This window comes from Pirellulales bacterium, from assembly GCA_035656635.1.
Classification (GTDB): domain Bacteria; phylum Planctomycetota; class Planctomycetia; order Pirellulales; family JADZDJ01; genus DATJYL01.
Genome location: DASRSD010000039.1, coordinates 19,144 through 36,284, shown reverse-complemented (window position 1 = coordinate 36,284; position 17,141 = coordinate 19,144). Strand labels below are relative to the sequence as shown.

The window sequence follows — 17,141 nt, the reverse complement described above, 5'->3', positions numbered from 1 at the left end:
CTGCGTGAAGTGTTGTGAAGCAGTCTGGCGTATTGATTTTCCAGCGAGTTTCTTTTTCCGATCGGGCAAATCCATGGATCGTCGGCGGTTTCTCATTCATTCCACGTCGGCGGCAATTGGCGCCGCCGGTTTCCGCAGTTGCTTTGCCCAATCGGCCGATTCCTCGGCCAAGCAACCCCTGCCGGAGGGCAGCGGAGCAAGCCAGTCCGAAGCAAATGCACCCGTTGCCGCGGAGCTGGTTGTCGATTTGCAGTCGCCGTCGCATTTAATTCCGCTCACCTACAACGGGCTCAGTTACGAGCTGGCGCAGCTTAGCAATCCCAACTTTTTCTCCGGCGCCAACAAGGAACTAATCGCGCTATTTCGGTTGTTAAGCCCACAGGGCATTTTGCGCCTGGGGGGCAATAGCAGCGAGTTCTGCTGGTTCAAGGCCGATGCTTCTACCCTCGCCCCGGGAATCGTTCCCGCCGGCGGACCGGTGGCGGAAAACTGGATGCCGAATAAGCTGTTTCAAATCAATCCCGAGGCCGTCGATCGACTGGCAGGGTTCCTGCATGCCTCCGGTTGGCAAGTCATTTACGGGCTGAACTTGGGGCACAGCTCGCCGGAGCGCGCCGTAAAGGAAGCCGAGTATGTCGCGCACGCCGTGGGGGACAAGCTGCTCTATTTTCAAATTGGCAACGAGCCCGATTTCTATCACAACGCCAACAACAAAACGCGGCCGCCGAATTGGAGCTTCGCCGATTATTTGACCGAGTGGACCGCCTTTGCCGATGCCGTCACCGCGCGTGTTCCCGACGCCCGCTTCGGCGGGCCCGATGTCGGCTCCAGCTCCAACTGGATCAACCAGTTCCTCGCCGGCGCGGCGAAAAATCTTGGTTCGCGTTTAATGGCCGTTACCGGGCACTATTACGCCGAAGGGCCGCCGGATGATCCCAAAGTCACCACCAAGCGGCTGCTGCATACCGATTCCAACATTGCCAAGCGCACCCAGTTGATCGCCGAGGCCGCAGCCAAAGATCATGTGGTCTATCGCATGACCGAAGGCAACTCCTGCTATCGCGGCGGCAAGCCCGGCATGAGCGATGCCTTTGCCTCGGCGCTGTGGGCCGGCGATTACATGTTGGCCCTGGCCACCGCAGGTTGCGCGGGGGTGAACTTGCACGGCGGCAGCCGAGAATTTTTACGGGCTTCGCTGGGCGATCACATGCCGGGCGAACTGGTTTCCAAGGCCGGCAGCGCGGCGAAGGGGGGCTATTACACGCCGATCGATGGCGAAGTGGCATCCGGCTTCTCCGCGCGTCCCATCTTCTACGGCATGTTTCTAGCCAACCAACTGGCCGGCGGCAACACGCACGCTGTCACGCTGAACGGTCTGGATGGCGCCAATGTCACGGCGTATGCGGTGGAAAAAGATGGCAAGCTACGGATCGCCGTATTCAACAAAGACGAAACGCGCAATGTACAGCTCGCCTTGCGTGGCATCCCTTCCCAGCAGGCCACGGTGTGGCGGCTGGTTGCCCCGGCGCTCGATTCTACGTCGGACGTAACCTTGTGCGGCTCGGGAATGTCTGCAGCGGGTTGGACGCCTTCGGCTCCAGAAAACTTGTCGTCGGCTGCGGCCGAGGGCTTATCGCTCAACCTGCCCCATGCCAGCGCTGCTTTGATCCTGCTCGAAGCTTGAACTTATCGCCCCGCTACCACAGTTTTGAGTCGCGCTGCGCAAAATTCTCTCTAAAACTGATAGCAGTTTCCCGGGAACTGCTGCGGCGGCTGTGGGTGGTGATGCACTTTGCTTCCGCTGGGTGGCTGGGGTCGACCGAAGGGAGCCCCCAGCGGGCAGCATTCCGAGGGCTCGGAGGCACTCGACCCAGGCCACCCAATGCAGTTCACTTCAAAATGCATCACTACCCGGCTGTGTGCGGCCCTTCAAAATTCTCTGTCGATTTGCCATAATCAACCGCTTCAAGCACCAGCTGCGGATGGCCAACGCGTCCATAGCCCATGCTTCTCCCGGGGGCGTTAGGAATTTTCTTCGAGGCTTGCCGCATGTTCCGAAATTTGAGTCCGGCCGCATTATGCATTACTGGCCGGCAAAGTGAGATCATCGAACTATCGCTGTCGTATGGCTTTAAAGGCATCGATCTCGATCTGGTGGAGTTTCTGCAAACGGTCAACTCGTACGGACTGCCGCATGCCCGCCGGCTAATCGATAGCGCCCGGTTGAAGCTGGGCGCCTTCCGTTTGCCGGTGGTTTGGGACGAAGATGACGACGTTTATAAATCGAGCCTGGCCGCCGCCGACGAGTTGCTGACGCTGGCCGCCGATTTGGGATTAACGCGGGCGGTCACGGCAATTGCCCCCGCCAACGACTTGCGTCCTTATCACGAGAACTTTGAATTTCATCGCCGCCGCTTGGCCGAAGTGGGCGAGCTATTGGGGGCCCGGCGGATGAAGTTGGGGATGGAGTTTCGCTCTGCGCCGGAGCTGCGGAAAGATCGTGCCTTTCAATTTATCCACACGTTTGACGCACTGGCCACGTTGGTGGGGATGATTCGCGCCACCAATGTGGGCGTGGTCGCCGATTTGTTTGAGCTGCATGTTGTGGGCAGCAATTTTTCAGAGGTGAGCAAGCTGGGCGCGGAAAAAATTATATCGGTCATCGTTTCGGATGCGCCGGCCGACAAACCCGCCGCCGATTGCGAGCAAAGCGATCGGCTGCTGGTGGGCGAAACCGGGACGATCGATTTTCCGGCGGTATTAGTGTCGTTGGCCGAGTTGGGCTACGATGGCCCCATCACCCCGGCGGTCGGCCAGCCTGGCATAAAGGGGATGAAGCGCGAGCAAATTGTCCGCACGGCCGGCGAGCGTTTAGCCCAAGCGTGGACAGCGGCGGGTTTAAATGCCGCCGGAAAGCTTTCCCCTGTGAAACAGTAATCTCCCTTGGCAAAGCCTACCGGTTATGCGTTTAGTGCCCGCTGGGCAAGGCACTCCGTGCGTGACCCTTCTGCTGCCCCAAGTTCGTAAGCAAAACGGCCTGTGTCGGCTGTCCGGGAGCCTGTGCGCCCAGCGCTGGTCGATACGGCCGGATTGTTGAATCTAACCGCTCCGGTCGGTCGATTCGAGCTATTAACACCGTTGAGCCGGCCCGCTACAGGCCGTATGGATGCATCACGGTAGTTACTTCACGGATGAACGATGGATCGCACACGTCGCGCAGTTGATTTGCGCACTCTGTTTTGTTGTGCCTGCCTGATGCTGGCCGTATCGTGCGGCTGTGAGCAGCGCTCGTCTGCGCCTTCACCGGAAGCACGCCTGCCGACGCCGTTGTCGGGGGAGTGCATTGGAGTTGGCCAGCTAACACAGCCCCCGCGGCTGGAATGCGCGAACCAGCCGGCCATATTTGCCGACACAGGTTCGACAAAAGATACGGCTGCCGCTGCGGAAGGCGACTCGGACGACGCGGCGGATTCAGACGGAGCGGATTCGGAAGCGGCGGTGGAAGCCGGCTCTGGCGCGTCGCCCGCTGCTGCACCAACGAATCCCGGCACTCTGGCCTCCTCGGAAGCTCCCGTTGCCAGCAAGGTGATCCACAAATCCGAGGAGCGCAGCTCTTCCGACGTGGGGCAATTTGGAGTCACCGCCCAGCGCAGAACCGAAGTGGCGCGGGAAGCAGCTTCGCCCGCCAGCGAGACCTATGCCGCGCTGCCTGTAAAGCAGCTTGTTCCCGCCGCGCCTTCGGCCAGCCCGACGATAACTGCCGCGGTTGCGAAAACCAACGAGCAACCGGAGCCGGCGCCGCTGGTCGAGCTGGCCGCAACAAGTGTCTCTTTGCCTTGGGGGCCCAGCGCAGCATCGCCGGAAATGGCGGCGATTTGCGGGCGGGCCGAGGAAGCAGCCCGCCGCGGATTCAACCTGGCCGAGCGCGGAGCGCTGTATTCCGCCCGAGCGCAATTTATCGAATCGCTGCGCATTTTAGCCGCCGCGCAAGATACGCAGCGCAACACCAATGCCCATCTGCGTGCCCTCAGCGCCGGATTGCGAGCGCTGGAGGAAGTCGACGATTTTGTGCCACACAGCGCGCAACTGGAACCGAATTTGAACCTGCAACTGTACGTTGATTCCCACCGCACGCCGGTGTTGAAAAATCAGATCCTAGAAAACATGGCGGTCCTCGACGCGCAGCGGATGTATTTAGCCTATGCCCAGGAGCAACTGGCCGCAGCCGGGGGCGATCAGCCGGTGGCATCCTTGGCGCTATTGGGGCTAGGTAAAATTTGCACCGTGCCGGCCGAAATGCACGGCCCGCGGGAGCAAATCGCCGAAGCGAAGGCCGTGGTCTATCATCAGGCCGCCGTCATGGTTGAGCCCAAAAACTTTCTGGCTGCCAACGAGCTGGGCGTATTGCTGGCGCACTTTGGCAAGCTGCCGGAAGCCCGCGCCACGCTGGAGCAGGCCGTGGCGATGTCGGCCGGCCCGACCGAATGGCGCAACCTGGCGGCGGTTTGCGACGAAATGAGCGATGCCGCCCACGCCACCGAGGCCCGCCGGCAGGCGGAAATTGCGGTAGCGCGATTGCAAAAAGACGGCTATGCCAGCGCCGGCACGAAATACCCCATTGAATGGCTGGATCCAACCGCGTTTGCCGGCACCAGCTCGCTGGTGGCCGATGCCGGTTCGACCAGCACCGCCACTGCCGCCCCCACCAGCGCCACGGCGCCCAACGCGGCCACCAATTCAACACCGCCGACGGCGACAGCCGCCAAGCCACAAGCCAAAGGCGGCATTTGGCCATGGTTGCGATAGGCGTTGCCATCCGCAGCGACAAAACATATTTCACGCGGCCAGCCGGCGCCGGACATAGCGAAAGATTATGTCTATGAAATTGATGACAACGACGATCGAAAACAGATCACAAACTGCAATCCAGCGGCGGCGCTTCGTGGCCGGAGCCGCCTTGCTGTGCGCATGCGCCTGGTTGCTGCGCCCCATTGGCGATGGCGCGGATCGTCGCCCAATTCATTCTGCATCATGCTCGTCAACAGGGAACTTGGCGGTATCGAATGCGGCGGTATCCAATTTGCCAGTGCTGAGCAGGCAGGAGTCTGAGCAGCCGCTAAAGATCGATCCTTCAACGTGGACCGAGCAGTACACGATCGATTTACGCCAGCCCCAAACGCCTCACACCGCGACCGCCATTCAGCTTTGCCAAGCGCTGGGTCCGGCGGCGCCGTGCCCGATTATGGGTGTCGATTGCGCTTTGTGCGGGCCGTGCGGTTGCTGCTGCAAGACAAAGGGCTGGAAGGCGATGGGGCCCATCGATTGGCAAGCCTATGCCCAAGGAGAATATGTCGGCCACTGGCGTGAGCCGCACGTGCCGGTGTACCGCCTCCGTGTGGACGACGTGTTGGAGTGCGTTTATCGCATTACCCGTGACGTAGAAACCGATCCGTACCGGTTAAACGTGGGCGATGTGGTTCAGGTCGAATCGTTCACCGATTCCAACTTGAATCGCGAGCTGGTCATTCAGCCCGATGGCACCGTCACGCTCCGTTTGCTGGGAGAAGTGCGAGCCGCCACCATGACTGTGCAAGAGCTGCGTACCAAGCTCGACGACTTGTATTCAAAGTATTACAAGCAGCCCGCGATTACCGTTACGCCGATCAAGGTGAACACCAAGTTAGACGATTTGCGGGCCACGGTTGACGCTCGGGCAGGGCAGGGGGGCCAAGAACGGTCCGCCAAGGTTACGCCACAAGGCACGATTGACCTGCCCGGCTTGAACAACATTCCGGCGCAAGGGTTAACGCTGGACGAACTGAAGTTGGAAATCGATTTGCGCTACAAAGAACAATTGGGCATTCAAGGAATGGAAGTTACGCCCATTCTCACGCAACGGGCGCCGCGTTATGTATTCGTGTTTGGCGAAGTGAACACGCCCGGCCGTTACAGCATGGAAGGCCCCACCACGTTAATGCAGGCCATAAGCATGGCGGGCAGTTGGAAAATCGGCGCGAATTTGCGCGAGATTGCCATTTTTCGCCGCGGCGACGATTGGCGGCTGATGGCCACGGTGGTTCACATGCAAAGCACCATGTTATGCAATCGTCAACCTTGCCCGTGCGGAGAAATTTGGCTCGACGACAGCGACATTGTCATGGTGCCGAAATCGCCGATTTTAATCGTCGACGATTTGGTGAATTTATACTTCACCCGTGGCCTGTATTCCGTGCTGCCGTTTAGCACCTTCTTCGATTTCAGCCGCGGCAATGCAGTGGTGCAGTAGCTGCTGGCAGCGGGCGGCAGCTCAGTCCTTATAAACCCGCGTTCCTTCTTCCTTGACGACGGGTTTGGCCATGTCGTCGGTTTGCAGCAGCACCTGGACGCGCAAATCGCCGGGCGCCAAGCACTGCCCGACCACGCGGTAAGTTACGTCGGCTTTGGGAGCCAACCGGGCGAGCGGCTCGAAGGCGATGCGTTGTCCTTCGATTGCCTGCCGCGAGGGGCCCTCACCGCTAACGGGTTTGATTTCCGGCGGCAGCACGGCCATTACCTGCAAGCGATTGGCGGCTTTGGAACCCTGATTGACGATGTGAATTTCGTAGGTTGCTTGCCCGCCAACTTCCACCGGGTCTTCCAAATGGGCCACGGTAAAATTCACGGCCGCCACGCCTTCGACGACTGTCACCTGCTCGCTGGCGTCGGTCAACCCACCGGTGGCCTTCACCTCGCTGCGGAGTTTTTGATCGCCGGGCTCCTTAGCCACAGCGGTTACGGTCACGTTGCCCGACTGGCCGGGAGGCAATTCATCTAGTGCCCAACTGATGCTGTTGCTGCTAGTGTCATACTGGCCGGAGTCAGACGCTTCGACGAATTGCAAACCCTTGGGCAAATGGGTGACGAGCGTAATATCGCGGGCCGGGGCCGTGCCAGGGTTGCCCACGGTTACCGTGTATTTTGCCTGGCGATCTAAATACCGCATGCCGGGTCCGGCCAGCTTCACTTCCAGCCGGGGCGCAACGACTTCCAGGTTGGTGGTTTTTTCGACATGTAAGTTCGCGTCGCCCTGCGCCACCAGCGCGATCATCGCCGGCCCCGCTTGCACGGCATGGAGCACGAGATCTAAATCGCGACTTTCGCCGGGACGAAATTGACCGATTTCAAATTCCAAATCGTTTCCGGCAGGGTGCTGGAAATTCGGCGGAATGCGTGCCGAAATCATCACTTTGTTTGCCGCCCCCGTGCCCGGATTGCTGATTTTGATTTGCAGCTTGGCATCGGCGCCAATCATGACTTGCTGCGGAGCGCCCAGTTCCAAAACCAAATCGGGCTTGGTGGCGACGGTGCGCATCGAAGCCGCCGAGCGGAACTGCACAACGGCCGTGCTGCCAATTTCCCCTTCTTGCAGCGGCATCACTTGTACTTGGAGCTTTGCTTCTTCGCCCGGCTTCAAATCGCCGGCTGGCCACACAATTTCGCCGCGCGGGCCAATATTGGTGCGCGGAGTGGTGTTCAGTAGGCGGGTGCCTTGGGGAACCACGTCGGTTACCTGCACGTCGTTGGCCTGCACCGGCCCGGTGTTTCGCACCACGATTTCAAACGTTGCCTCTTTGCCGACCTGAATTTCCGTGGGCGCGGTCTTTTGGATTGTCACGCTGGGCGTTTGAGCGCCTTCAAGTTTTTTATCTCCCGGCTTGCCGAAGCCTTCGATGTTCACCGCGTTGTTGGATGCCACGACGACACCACTGGCGCCGGGAGGCAAACCATTGCCGAATTGCGAATTTCCCAGCCCAGCCGCGCCGACCGGCGGCATTCCGTTGCCAAACGCGCTGTTGCCTTGGCGTGTTGCACCCGGGCCAGAAATACCGGCAGGCGGCAGGCCGCGATCCATCATTCCGCCCGTGGGCATTCCATTTTCGGTAGCCGGTCCGGCCGGAATGCCGCGCGCCAAAGCGGCTTCGGAGCTGTCGATGGTGGTTGGATCAATGGTTTTCACATCGTTTGTCGCCGGCTGACGACGATAATCTCCGGCATTGGGCGGCAGTTCGTTATATCCATTTCCCACCACCGGCGGCGTGGCAGACGCGGCGTTGAAGCGATCGTTGCTCACGTTTTCCAATGTTCCTGTCGGGGTGGCAATTCCGCTGGCCTTGCGCATGCCGCTATCGACATAGCGCAATCCGTTTTGGGCAGGCGGAATGGTGGAATGCAGATTGCCGTTTTCCATGGCGGCAGAAGTTGCGTCGCGCCGATCGGTAGGGCCCACTTCGTTCGCGGCGGGAATATTCTCCAGCGTTCCGCGACCGGCCGATGATTGCGGCACGATGGGCGCAGCGCCAGGGTCCACGGTCAACCGATGCGGCTCCGCACCCGCCGTGCGTTTGCCTGGCGTCTCATCATTGCCGGCAGGCACAACGTTTTGATCGCTGACGGCGTCATTCGCAGCAGTTTCGTTGTTATGTCCGCTCTCGATCCGGCGGTCATTCCCGCGAGAGCGATAGTCGCCGGCGCTGGTCGAAAGACCTTGAAACGGATCGACCGGCGAATGGCTTCCGCTGGCTTTCGGTTCCGTTGCCCGCGGTGCTGCTTCGTCGACGCCGCCTTCCACCGGCTGCGGATATCGATCGTTGCTGGAGCGATTGCCGCTCATCGCCGCAACCGTGTCGGCATTGACCGGAGCCTGCGACAAATCGGGCAGTGGCGGATCTTGCGTGGCCGAACGACGTTGAGCCACGATCACACTGGCCGTACCAATTCCACCCACCAGCACCACGCCCGCTAATCGCAACATCCAGCTTTTCATAATCAGCTTCCTTGCTGGGGAACAAGCAATAACCAAGGGAGTTCCCGGCGCGCGGGAACCCCTGAAAAATGGCAATTTTGCCAGCCGGTAAGTACCAGAAACGCCGCGTTTAACACAGGTCAATTTGATGTGGAAATTGAGGCAAATTGCGGTGTTTTGCCGCGAGCCATTTGCAAATAGCCCGACTCTGTGAGTCGGGTATTCCCTCGATCAATATGTGCCCAAGCCCGACTGACACAGTCGGGCTATGTGTAATCGTCGGACAACCGTCGCGAGCACGTCTTTGCGCGTTCGGCCAACATTTCTATACTGATGGGCTTCACACCTAAGAAAACCCACCAGTCCCACACTCGAAGGAACAACCAACCATGCCCGAATTAATTCCTCCCCATGGCGGATTGACCGAACCTGTAAATCTCACCGTTGCTGCCGACGAGGTTGCCTCGTTCAAGGCCGATGCCGCGAAGCTGCCCAAAGTGCCGGTTTCCGATGCCGATTTGTCCACCATTTACCGCTGGGGAGATGGCACGCTCAGCCCGACCACCGGCCCCATGGATTCCGCCACGTTCTACCGTGTGCTGGACGAATCCGTGATCGAGCACAATGGCAAGCTGTATGCCTGGACCATTCCGCTTTCGCTGCCGGTCACCAAGGAGTTGGCGGCCACACTGAAAAAAGGGCAAAAGGTCGCGCTCACCAATTCGACCGGCGACACGGTGGCCACGCTCGATATTACCGACATCTTCGAGTGGGACAAGCCGCGGTACATCAAATCGGTTTATCTCACCGATCGCACCGATCATCCCGGCGCCGACATGGTACTGAAGGGCGATGCCGACAAAACGCATTTGCTGGGCGGCAAACTCCGCGTGTTGCCACAACCCAAAAATCCGGCGTTTGGCAAGTACGTGTTGTCTCCGAAGGAAGTCCGCAAGCTGCTGGCCACCAAGGGATGGAACCGCGTAGTGGCGTTTCAAACCCGCAATCCGCTGCATCGGGCCCACGAATACGCTCTGGTGTACGGCCTGGAGAAATTGCTGCGCGATGGCCATAACGCCGGCGCGGTGCTCAATCCGCTCGTTGGCGAAACCAAGGGGGACGATGTCAAAGCCGATGTCCGCATGAAAACGTACGAAGCGCTGATCGACAAGCGCGGCCTGGGCGAGGGCGATAGCGACCAATCCCTGTGGGGACCGCGCAACGAAAGCGTTCCCGACCGCGTCCTGCTGCTGGGCATGGACATCAAAATGTTTTACGGCGGCCCGAAAGAAGCCATCATGCACGCCATTTACCGCCAGAACTTGGGATTCACCGATATCGTCATTGGCCGCAAGCACGCCGATGCGCCCTATCACGATGGCAAGCCCATCTGGGGAGATTTCGACGCCCAGGAAATGTTCGGCAAGCTGAAAGGCGACCTGAAAATCAAGCCGGTGAAAGTGGGCTTCGCCGCCTATTACGATTCGGTCGGCCGCGTCGACCTGATGGACAGCCACAAGGAAGAAAAGCCGGTGTTCATCTCCGGCAAAGACGTGCGCAACATGCTGCTCAAGGGCGAACAGGTCGATCCGCGCATCATGCGCCCCAGCACGTCCAAAATCCTCGCCGAAGCCATGGCCGGCCAAGCGTAATCATTCGCCCCGCCATACATAGCCCGACTCTGTGAGTTGGGTGCCCTGGTACATAGCCCGACTCTGTGAGTCGGGTATTCTGCGATTCCATTTCAAACGACCCGACTCACAGAGTCGGGCTATATACAGTCGGGCTATGTATCATTGCGATTAAGCGGGTCAATCCACGAATACGGATTTGCCGACAATCCTGCTTCAATATTGTGGCGCTGAACGTACTTAATTGTATTGGCCAAGTGCCGCTCGTCATAAATAAACACCACGAATCGGCGATTGGTCCACAAATGCCGCGGAGTAGGGCGTCCCTGACTGCGGCGTGAGTCAAACACTGCTGCGGCACTCTGCCTTTTGAGCCACCAAATTACTTTTTCCGCCGGGCTTGCAATGCGACCTAACACTAAATGTGCATGAATGGGTCGAATGGTCGCTGCCAACACCTGATGCCCTCCCTTTTGGCAAACTCGTCCGAACGCTTCGGCGGCTAACTCGATTTCTGGCTGGGACAATGTTTCCGCCTCATTCGTCATGTTTTCGGAGGCGGCTTGCCGCAATAAAGGATCTGGGCCCATTAATGTGCCATTCTTCCAAGATCCTTTTGGATCGCCATGCAACCACGTTCCATGTGTGGTCACCGTCCAATGGATCGCCAATGTGCTGCCCATTCGCTCCCTTTATATTCCAACTTTTATATAGCCCGACTCTGTGAGTCGGATATTTTACGATTCCATTTCAAACGACCCGACTCACAGAGTCGGACTATATAAGCGATACGTTGCCGAGCGCCATCCATCACTTCTGCGAATGCAGCGCGATGCGGTTGCCTTCGCAATCGACAATGATTGCCCGAAATCCATGTGGGCCAATCTGATGTTTCTCTTGCAATATCTTTCCGCCATGTTCGCGCACTTGCACGATGGCATCATCCAATCGCCCTTCGACACTGAAATACACCAGCGGGCCACTCTGCGAAGGCTGGGTGTCGTTCATCACCACGAGACAGCCGGAAACATTGCTTTCGTAATGCGGCAACAAAGCAAAACTCATCTCACCAAACGATTCTTTTTTAACTTCCCCTTTCAGCACGGCGGAATAAAACTTGATGGCCCGGTCCAAATTCGTCACCGGAATATCGGTCCAGCAGATCGTGTTTTGCGACATATCAGCACCTCGTTTGTGGATGTTTGACGACCATTTTCTTATGTAGCGCGATTCTGTGCGTCGGGTTATGCCAGCCGCGAACCACGATTTTCCGGCAACGCATCACCGCCGTCAACGCCCCGAATCGCCGGCTCATTAGCCCCGGGCTCTCCCCGCGAATTGCGTTAGCGCAGGCGATTCGTTACGCCCCAATAGCCCCCCGGTTCTACCGGAGGATTGCGCTCCCATGCGTTTTTCACTCCCCCAAAAAAATCCGCGCCCAACGCTTGACACCGATATATAGATTCGCTATATATCGGGTTACAACCTATTCACGTAGGCTATTCACGTAGGCGAGTCTCTCCGAGACTCGCGGTCGCGTTTCGGAGAAACGCGGCTACGTGAAGCGCCACGTAAAGTCTCTCCGAGACTCGCACCTGTCTCGCCAGAGACAGCCATACACGGAGCCCCTCACCATGGCCGGTAAACTCAGCAGCGAATTGTTACGCGGAAGTTTGGATTTGATGATTCTGTCGGTCCTCGCCGACGAGGCGATGTACGGTTACTCGATTCAAAAACGATTGGCCGATGCCAGCAATCAGGCGGTCCAATTGCAGGCCGGCACGCTGTATCCGCTGTTGCACCGCTTGGAATCGGACAAGCTGATCCGCAGCCGGTGGGAACGGTCCACCGGCCGTGGCCGCAAATGGTACGAGCTAACCGCCGCCGGTCACCGCCGGATGCATCAGCAAGCCAGCGAGTGGCACAGTTACGTGGCGTGCTTGAAACAATTACTTCCTTCGATGTCGGTCATTGCCCGCTCGGGCATGGCGACGGAATCAACATAACCGTTCAACTGACAAAGCGCTCCGCTCCGCGGACTGCGCCTCGCGGCTAAACGTTTTATCACGCATCAATTATTCGACATTCGACATTCGTCATTCGTCATTTAATGTTCCCCCATGTCCGACCGCGAATTTGAAAATTACTTGACGCTGATCGGCCGTTTGCTGCGGCTCAATTCCAAGCAGCGGGAAGCCATTGGCGAGGAATTGCGCGATCATTTCGAATCGCGCCTGGCGGAACTGATGGGTAGCGGTTTTACGCACGAGCGGGCTGTGCAAATTGCCTTGGAAGAATTCGGCGATGCCGCCGGCCTGGCGACGCAGTTCAGCAAAATTTCCCAAACCCGGAAAAGGAGAATTCTCATGCGCTGCACAATTGCATCAGTCCTCGGCTTAGCGGCGGCGGTATTTTTGGCGTTGGCAGTGTGGCCCGATAATCATGCTCCCAAAATGATCGACCGAGCAGAGGCCCAATCGCTCGAGAAGCCGCAAACGTCGGCTGCTCAACGGAGCGAGAACCAACAGCAAAGACATCTCTTTCGGCTTCAAAACGTGTTCTGCTCCAATATCGCCGGCACGCTCACGAAAGCGTATCCCCCCGGCGATGGCACGGGAGCTTTGGTGGTTGCTGAACCTACTTCCAACAGCTTGCTCGTTTCTGCGCCGCCGGAGACGCTCAAAGAAATTTCGAACCTGATCGCGGAAATAGATAGCCCTTACCCTTCAATTGCCGTCGATGTCTGGTTCGTCAAATTGCAGCCGGAAACGGAGTTTTTACAAGCAGGTCGGCGCACCGCAGTCCTTAACCAATTACTTCAGTTGGAGAGAGAAGGAAAAGCGGCCGTTACAAATCACTTCCAATTGACGTGCTCGGACAATCAGCCTGCGTTTGCAGAACAAGGAGAACGCAGGCCTGGCATTGCCAACCCAACCACCGTAAATTCGAACCGAACATCGACCACCACCCATGAGAGTATTGGCACGACCATTCAAGTGCAGGCACGTGTCAGTTCCGGCAACGTCATCATTATGAGTTTAGATGCGGAAAAATCGACAGCAGTTGCGCAAGTAAAAGATGGCGCGGTCGGACCTGGATTGAAGGCGGCTGAACGGTCGGAACTGCCGGCGCCAACCAATATCGCGATCCTCGGACAGTCGACAATCCGTATCGCACGCGGAGATATCGTGAACCTGACCGGAGTGGAAAGTATGCCCGACGAGAGCGCGGGCTCTTATCAAATCCTGATTTCCGCCGACGTGCTTCCCCAAGGTGAGACTGCAAAATAAGGGCTGCATTCACTCGCCGTCGACGTTCATCACTCAATCAATCCTCGATCCCCATTCCCCATGATCACTCGCTCCTATCGGGTCGCGGCTAAACGTTTTATCGCTCATCAATTATTCGTCATTCGTCATTTACCGTCCCATGTCCGATCGTGAATTTGAAAACTACCTGACGCTGATCGGCCGCTTGCTACGGCTCAATTCCAAGCAGCGAGAAGCCATCGGCGAAGAATTGCGCGATCATTTCGAATCGCGCTTGGCGGAACTGATGGGCGGCGGATTTTCACAGGCCCAGGCCGTGCAAATGGCCCTGGAAGAATTTGGCGACGCCGCCGGCCTGGCGACCCAGTTCAGTAAGATCACCCAAACCCGGAACAGGAGAATTCTCATGCGCTGCACACTCGCCTCCATCGTCGGTTTAGCCGCCGCACTCATCATCGCCTTGGCCGTTTGGCCGGACAATCATGCCGGCAAGCTCATGCCCAGGGCGGTGGCCGATCCGAATCCCGATCCATTCGCCGTGGATCCTGTAAAAACCGTGGCCGCCGATTCGCCAGCGGCGGACGCAGTACACAAAAACTTCACGCCAAGCGGCCCGGTGCCGGGAGAATCGCCGGATCGGTTGAATGCCCAAACCGAAGACGTGCTCAGCCAATTCGGTCACTTTGAATTTGACGGTATACCCTTAACGGACGTGGCCGATTACCTGGCAGACTTCGCCAAATTGCAAATTGTTTTTGATTCGGTTGCCTTGAAAGATGCGGGACTCGATCCAACCACGATCCAGGTAACCATGAGTTTGCACCATGTTCGACTGAAGACATTTCTCGATCTGATCCTGCGAGAGAAGAATTTGAGCTATACGATCAGCGATGGCATCATTAGCATCACCACGCGGGAAAAAGCCGACACCACACTGACAACCCGTGTGTACGATTGCCAAGACATTTTATCTGCGTCCGACCCGCTTCCTAGAGTTTCTGTTCCGCGCGCTGAAGTTCGCGGCAGCGGAGCATTCGACGTTGGCGAAGGTGGAGGCATTGGCGGTGGCATGGGTGGAGCTTCAGGCACTGCCAAGCCCGACGCCAAAGCAAGTGCAGCCGACACTAAAGCAGCTGGTACCGGTGGCGGCGGGGGACTTGGCGGACCAGCCGGGGAAGTGGGCAAAGGCATCGGTGGAGGAACTTCCAACCCCGCACATTTGGATAGCCCAGCCGACGAGCTCATCGACATTATTACCTCGTCGACAGCGCCCCCAAGTTGGAGCGAGCAGGGTGGCCCGGGCAGCATTGCTTATTACAAGGGCTTGCTCGTAGTCAACCAAACCTCGGAACTTCACGAGCAGGTGGCCATGCTGCTGGATCAAATTTCCCACAAACTGACTGCCCGTAAACAAGCCGGCAAGTGAGCACGCAAGGCTTTACCCCCGGACTCCGCCCGGGAGTGAACCGACACTCCGTTTGCAATTTCAATCGACCCGTTAGCCCCGGGCTCCGCCCGGGGGTGGAAGCGCCATCCCGCTTACGACGGTTCTGGCGCGCACTTTACCCTTGGCCAGAGAATCTTTTGCATCTGCAGCGGGCTTATCGTTTCATCGCACATGGTGGCCGCACGTGGCCCAAAAAAGCTCTTGAATCGCCAGGGATACCGCCTATAGTGTACGCATGTGCGCTATCAAGGCGACTTCCACGCGGCACCGCATTTAAATAAGCGGCCGCATGTTGCCACCTTTGCGTGCAGCGGACTAGAGCCGTAACCGCTCGACTGGATCGCCAATTGTCGGTCGCAGCCAACCGCCAACCGCCAACTGCCAGCCGTCTGCCGCCTGCTGCCTGCCGCAGACCGATCGAACCACAAACAACTCACGAAAAATGCCAATTCCGGAACCACAATTCGCTGATGATTGTCACCGGCCGTTCTCCCCGCGCCGCCGATACGGCCGTGTTGCCGCAGGCCCATCGTGGACAGAACCATCCAATTCTGTCAGGCGAAAAAAAATCCCGGGCAAAGGTGATAAAATGCCCGATGCACACCCTCATCACCTCTTCACCCGCTCACCTGCTCATTCAGATATGGTACATCTGCTCGACTTCGCCGCCGGCACGCTGGACCAAGTCGGCGAAGGTGATGTCGCGCAGCATTTCCTGCCGGGCCAGAGCCACGTCGCGCCAGGCTTTCAACAGGGCTCGGCGGGTCGGCGATTTTGCGCCGGCCGGATTAGGCAGCCTTTCCTTGCCATCGGCCACAGACATCACTTCTTCCAAAGTGATTTCCTCCGGCGACCGCATCAGTTGATAGCCTCCCGCCGCTCCCCGCGTGCTGTTGACCAGCCCAGCCCCTTTGAGCTGCAACAGAATTTGCACCAAAAACCGCGCGGGGATGCCGTGCTCCTCGGCAATGGTGCGAATGCGCACCGGCTCGCCTTGTTCGTAAGCCCGGGCCAACTCCAGCACGGCCAGACAAGCGTATTCAGTTTTGGCGGAGAATTTCATTTGATTGGAAGGCGGCTGGCAGTCGGCAGCAGGCGGCTAGGCATGCAGAAATCTGCCTGCTGCCAGCCGCGTGCTGCAGGCTTACTCACTCGTATGCAACCCGCACTCGGTTTTTTGGAAGCCGCTCCAACGGCCGGAGCGTTCGTCTTCGCCGAACATGACAGCCCGTGTGCAAGGCCAGCAGCCGATGCTGGGATAGCCCTGATCATGCAATGGGTTGTACGGAATGTTCTCGTCGGTAATCAGTTTCCAAATATCCTTCTTGGTCCAGTTTGCCAGCGGGCTGATTTTCACCAGGTTGAATTTTTTATCCCAGCCCACGATGGGCGCTTTGGCGCGGTCGGGGCTTTGATCGCGGCGGATGCCGCTCATCCAAGCGTGCCAACCTTTGGCGGCTTCCTTCAGCACTTTGATTTTGCGGTCGGCGCAGCATTGATCGGGGTTGGTTTTATACAACGGGCCGCCGTGCAGCGCCTCGTACACTTCGACCGTGGTGTCGGGCCGTTTGAACTCGACTTCGATGCCGTAACGCTGAGCGATTTTTTCGCGCAGCTCCATCGTTTCTTTGAATTGGTAGCCGGTTTCGAGATTGAACACATGCACCCGCGGTTCGACTTGAGCAATCATGTGAATGATCGCGCAGCCTTCGGGACCGAAGGCCGTGGCCATGGTCAGCTTGGGAAAATAGTGCTCGACCGCCCAGCGAACAATTTCCTGCGGCGTGGCCGATTCGAGCTTCTGGCTTTCCGCGGCCAAAAACGCGAGCAGTTCATCCGTGGCCACCAGCGGCTGGGCATCGGTCTGCGAGGCCGCTGGTATAGCAGGCGTCCGGCCCGGAGTGGACGCCCCAGCCGTAACTGGCACAGGACTGCTCGGTTCAGACATGAATGGAATAGTTGCAGAAGTCATTGTAGATCACCGGGTTAAGGATGGTCCCGGCGATTGCGGA

General features: G+C 58.2%; 13 protein-coding genes. 8 read left to right on the top strand and 5 right to left on the bottom strand.

Translation table 11 applies throughout. The features are described from left to right. Nucleotides 1-73: 73 nt before the first annotated feature. The 4 genes from VFE46_03105 (at nucleotide 74) to VFE46_03090 (ending at nucleotide 6,286) form a co-directional block, all read left to right on the top strand. Nucleotides 74-1,684, top strand: a complete 1,611-nt coding sequence (locus VFE46_03105; GenBank protein ID HZZ26973.1) for a glycosyl hydrolase family 79 C-terminal domain-containing protein — start codon at nucleotides 74-76, stop codon at nucleotides 1,682-1,684. A 365-nt stretch (nucleotides 1,685-2,049) separates the two neighbouring features. Next, the gene (locus VFE46_03100; GenBank protein ID HZZ26972.1) at nucleotides 2,050-2,937 is read left to right on the top strand and encodes a TIM barrel protein; all 888 of its coding nucleotides are present in this window, start codon (nucleotides 2,050-2,052) and stop codon (nucleotides 2,935-2,937) included. A 261-nt stretch (nucleotides 2,938-3,198) separates the two neighbouring features. Then, nucleotides 3,199-4,806, top strand: a complete 1,608-nt coding sequence (locus tag VFE46_03095; protein HZZ26971.1) for a hypothetical protein — start codon at nucleotides 3,199-3,201, stop codon at nucleotides 4,804-4,806. 73 nt (nucleotides 4,807-4,879) lie between these two features. Then, nucleotides 4,880-6,286 carry a polysaccharide biosynthesis/export family protein gene (locus VFE46_03090; GenBank protein ID HZZ26970.1) on the top strand — a complete coding sequence of 469 codons (1,407 nt, stop codon included), beginning with the start codon at nucleotides 4,880-4,882 and terminating at the stop codon, nucleotides 6,284-6,286. Nucleotides 6,287-6,307: 21 nt separating this feature from the next. Here VFE46_03090 and VFE46_03085 read toward each other — a convergent pair whose 3' ends face one another. Next, entirely contained in the window at nucleotides 6,308-8,803 is a 2,496-nt protein-coding gene (locus tag VFE46_03085; protein HZZ26969.1) for a hypothetical protein, read from the bottom strand. A 368-nt stretch (nucleotides 8,804-9,171) separates the two neighbouring features. Here VFE46_03085 and VFE46_03080 point away from each other — a divergent pair, with 368 nt between their 5' ends. Further along, on the top strand, nucleotides 9,172-10,434 hold the full coding sequence (locus VFE46_03080) for a hypothetical protein (protein HZZ26968.1): 1,263 nt from the start codon (nucleotides 9,172-9,174) through the stop codon (nucleotides 10,432-10,434). 134 nt (nucleotides 10,435-10,568) lie between these two features. Here the strand turns inward: VFE46_03080 and VFE46_03075 are convergent, their stop codons facing one another. After that, on the bottom strand, nucleotides 10,569-11,096 hold the full coding sequence (locus tag VFE46_03075) for a transposase (protein HZZ26967.1): 528 nt from the start codon (nucleotides 11,094-11,096) through the stop codon (nucleotides 10,569-10,571). Nucleotides 11,097-11,223: 127 nt separating this feature from the next. Then, nucleotides 11,224-11,592: a VOC family protein gene (locus tag VFE46_03070; GenBank protein HZZ26966.1), complete on the bottom strand. Its 369-nt coding sequence runs from the start codon at nucleotides 11,590-11,592 to the stop codon at nucleotides 11,224-11,226. Between the two features lie 455 nt (nucleotides 11,593-12,047). Between VFE46_03070 and VFE46_03065 the strand changes: the two genes are divergently transcribed. The 3 genes from VFE46_03065 to VFE46_03055 all read left to right on the top strand — a co-directional run bounded on the left by VFE46_03065 (nucleotide 12,048) and on the right by VFE46_03055 (nucleotide 15,108). Continuing rightward, nucleotides 12,048-12,419, top strand: a complete 372-nt coding sequence (locus VFE46_03065) for a helix-turn-helix transcriptional regulator (GenBank protein ID HZZ26965.1) — start codon at nucleotides 12,048-12,050, stop codon at nucleotides 12,417-12,419. A 114-nt stretch (nucleotides 12,420-12,533) separates the two neighbouring features. Then, complete coding sequence (locus VFE46_03060) at nucleotides 12,534-13,703, top strand: permease prefix domain 1-containing protein (GenBank protein HZZ26964.1); 1,170 nt, start codon at nucleotides 12,534-12,536, stop codon at nucleotides 13,701-13,703. A gap of 139 nt (nucleotides 13,704-13,842) precedes the next feature. Further along, entirely contained in the window at nucleotides 13,843-15,108 is a 1,266-nt protein-coding gene (locus tag VFE46_03055) for a permease prefix domain 1-containing protein (GenBank protein ID HZZ26963.1), read from the top strand. A 658-nt stretch (nucleotides 15,109-15,766) separates the two neighbouring features. Here VFE46_03055 and VFE46_03050 read toward each other — a convergent pair. Together VFE46_03050 and VFE46_03045 are read right to left on the bottom strand one after the other, a co-directional pair. After that, nucleotides 15,767-16,192 carry an Rrf2 family transcriptional regulator gene (locus tag VFE46_03050; protein ID HZZ26962.1) on the bottom strand — a complete coding sequence of 142 codons (426 nt, stop codon included), beginning with the start codon at nucleotides 16,190-16,192 and terminating at the stop codon, nucleotides 15,767-15,769. 81 nt (nucleotides 16,193-16,273) lie between these two features. Next, nucleotides 16,274-17,077 (bottom strand): phosphoadenylyl-sulfate reductase, encoded by an 804-nt coding sequence (locus VFE46_03045; protein HZZ26961.1) that lies wholly within the window; start codon nucleotides 17,075-17,077, stop codon nucleotides 16,274-16,276. Nucleotides 17,078-17,141: the final 64 nt, after the last annotated feature.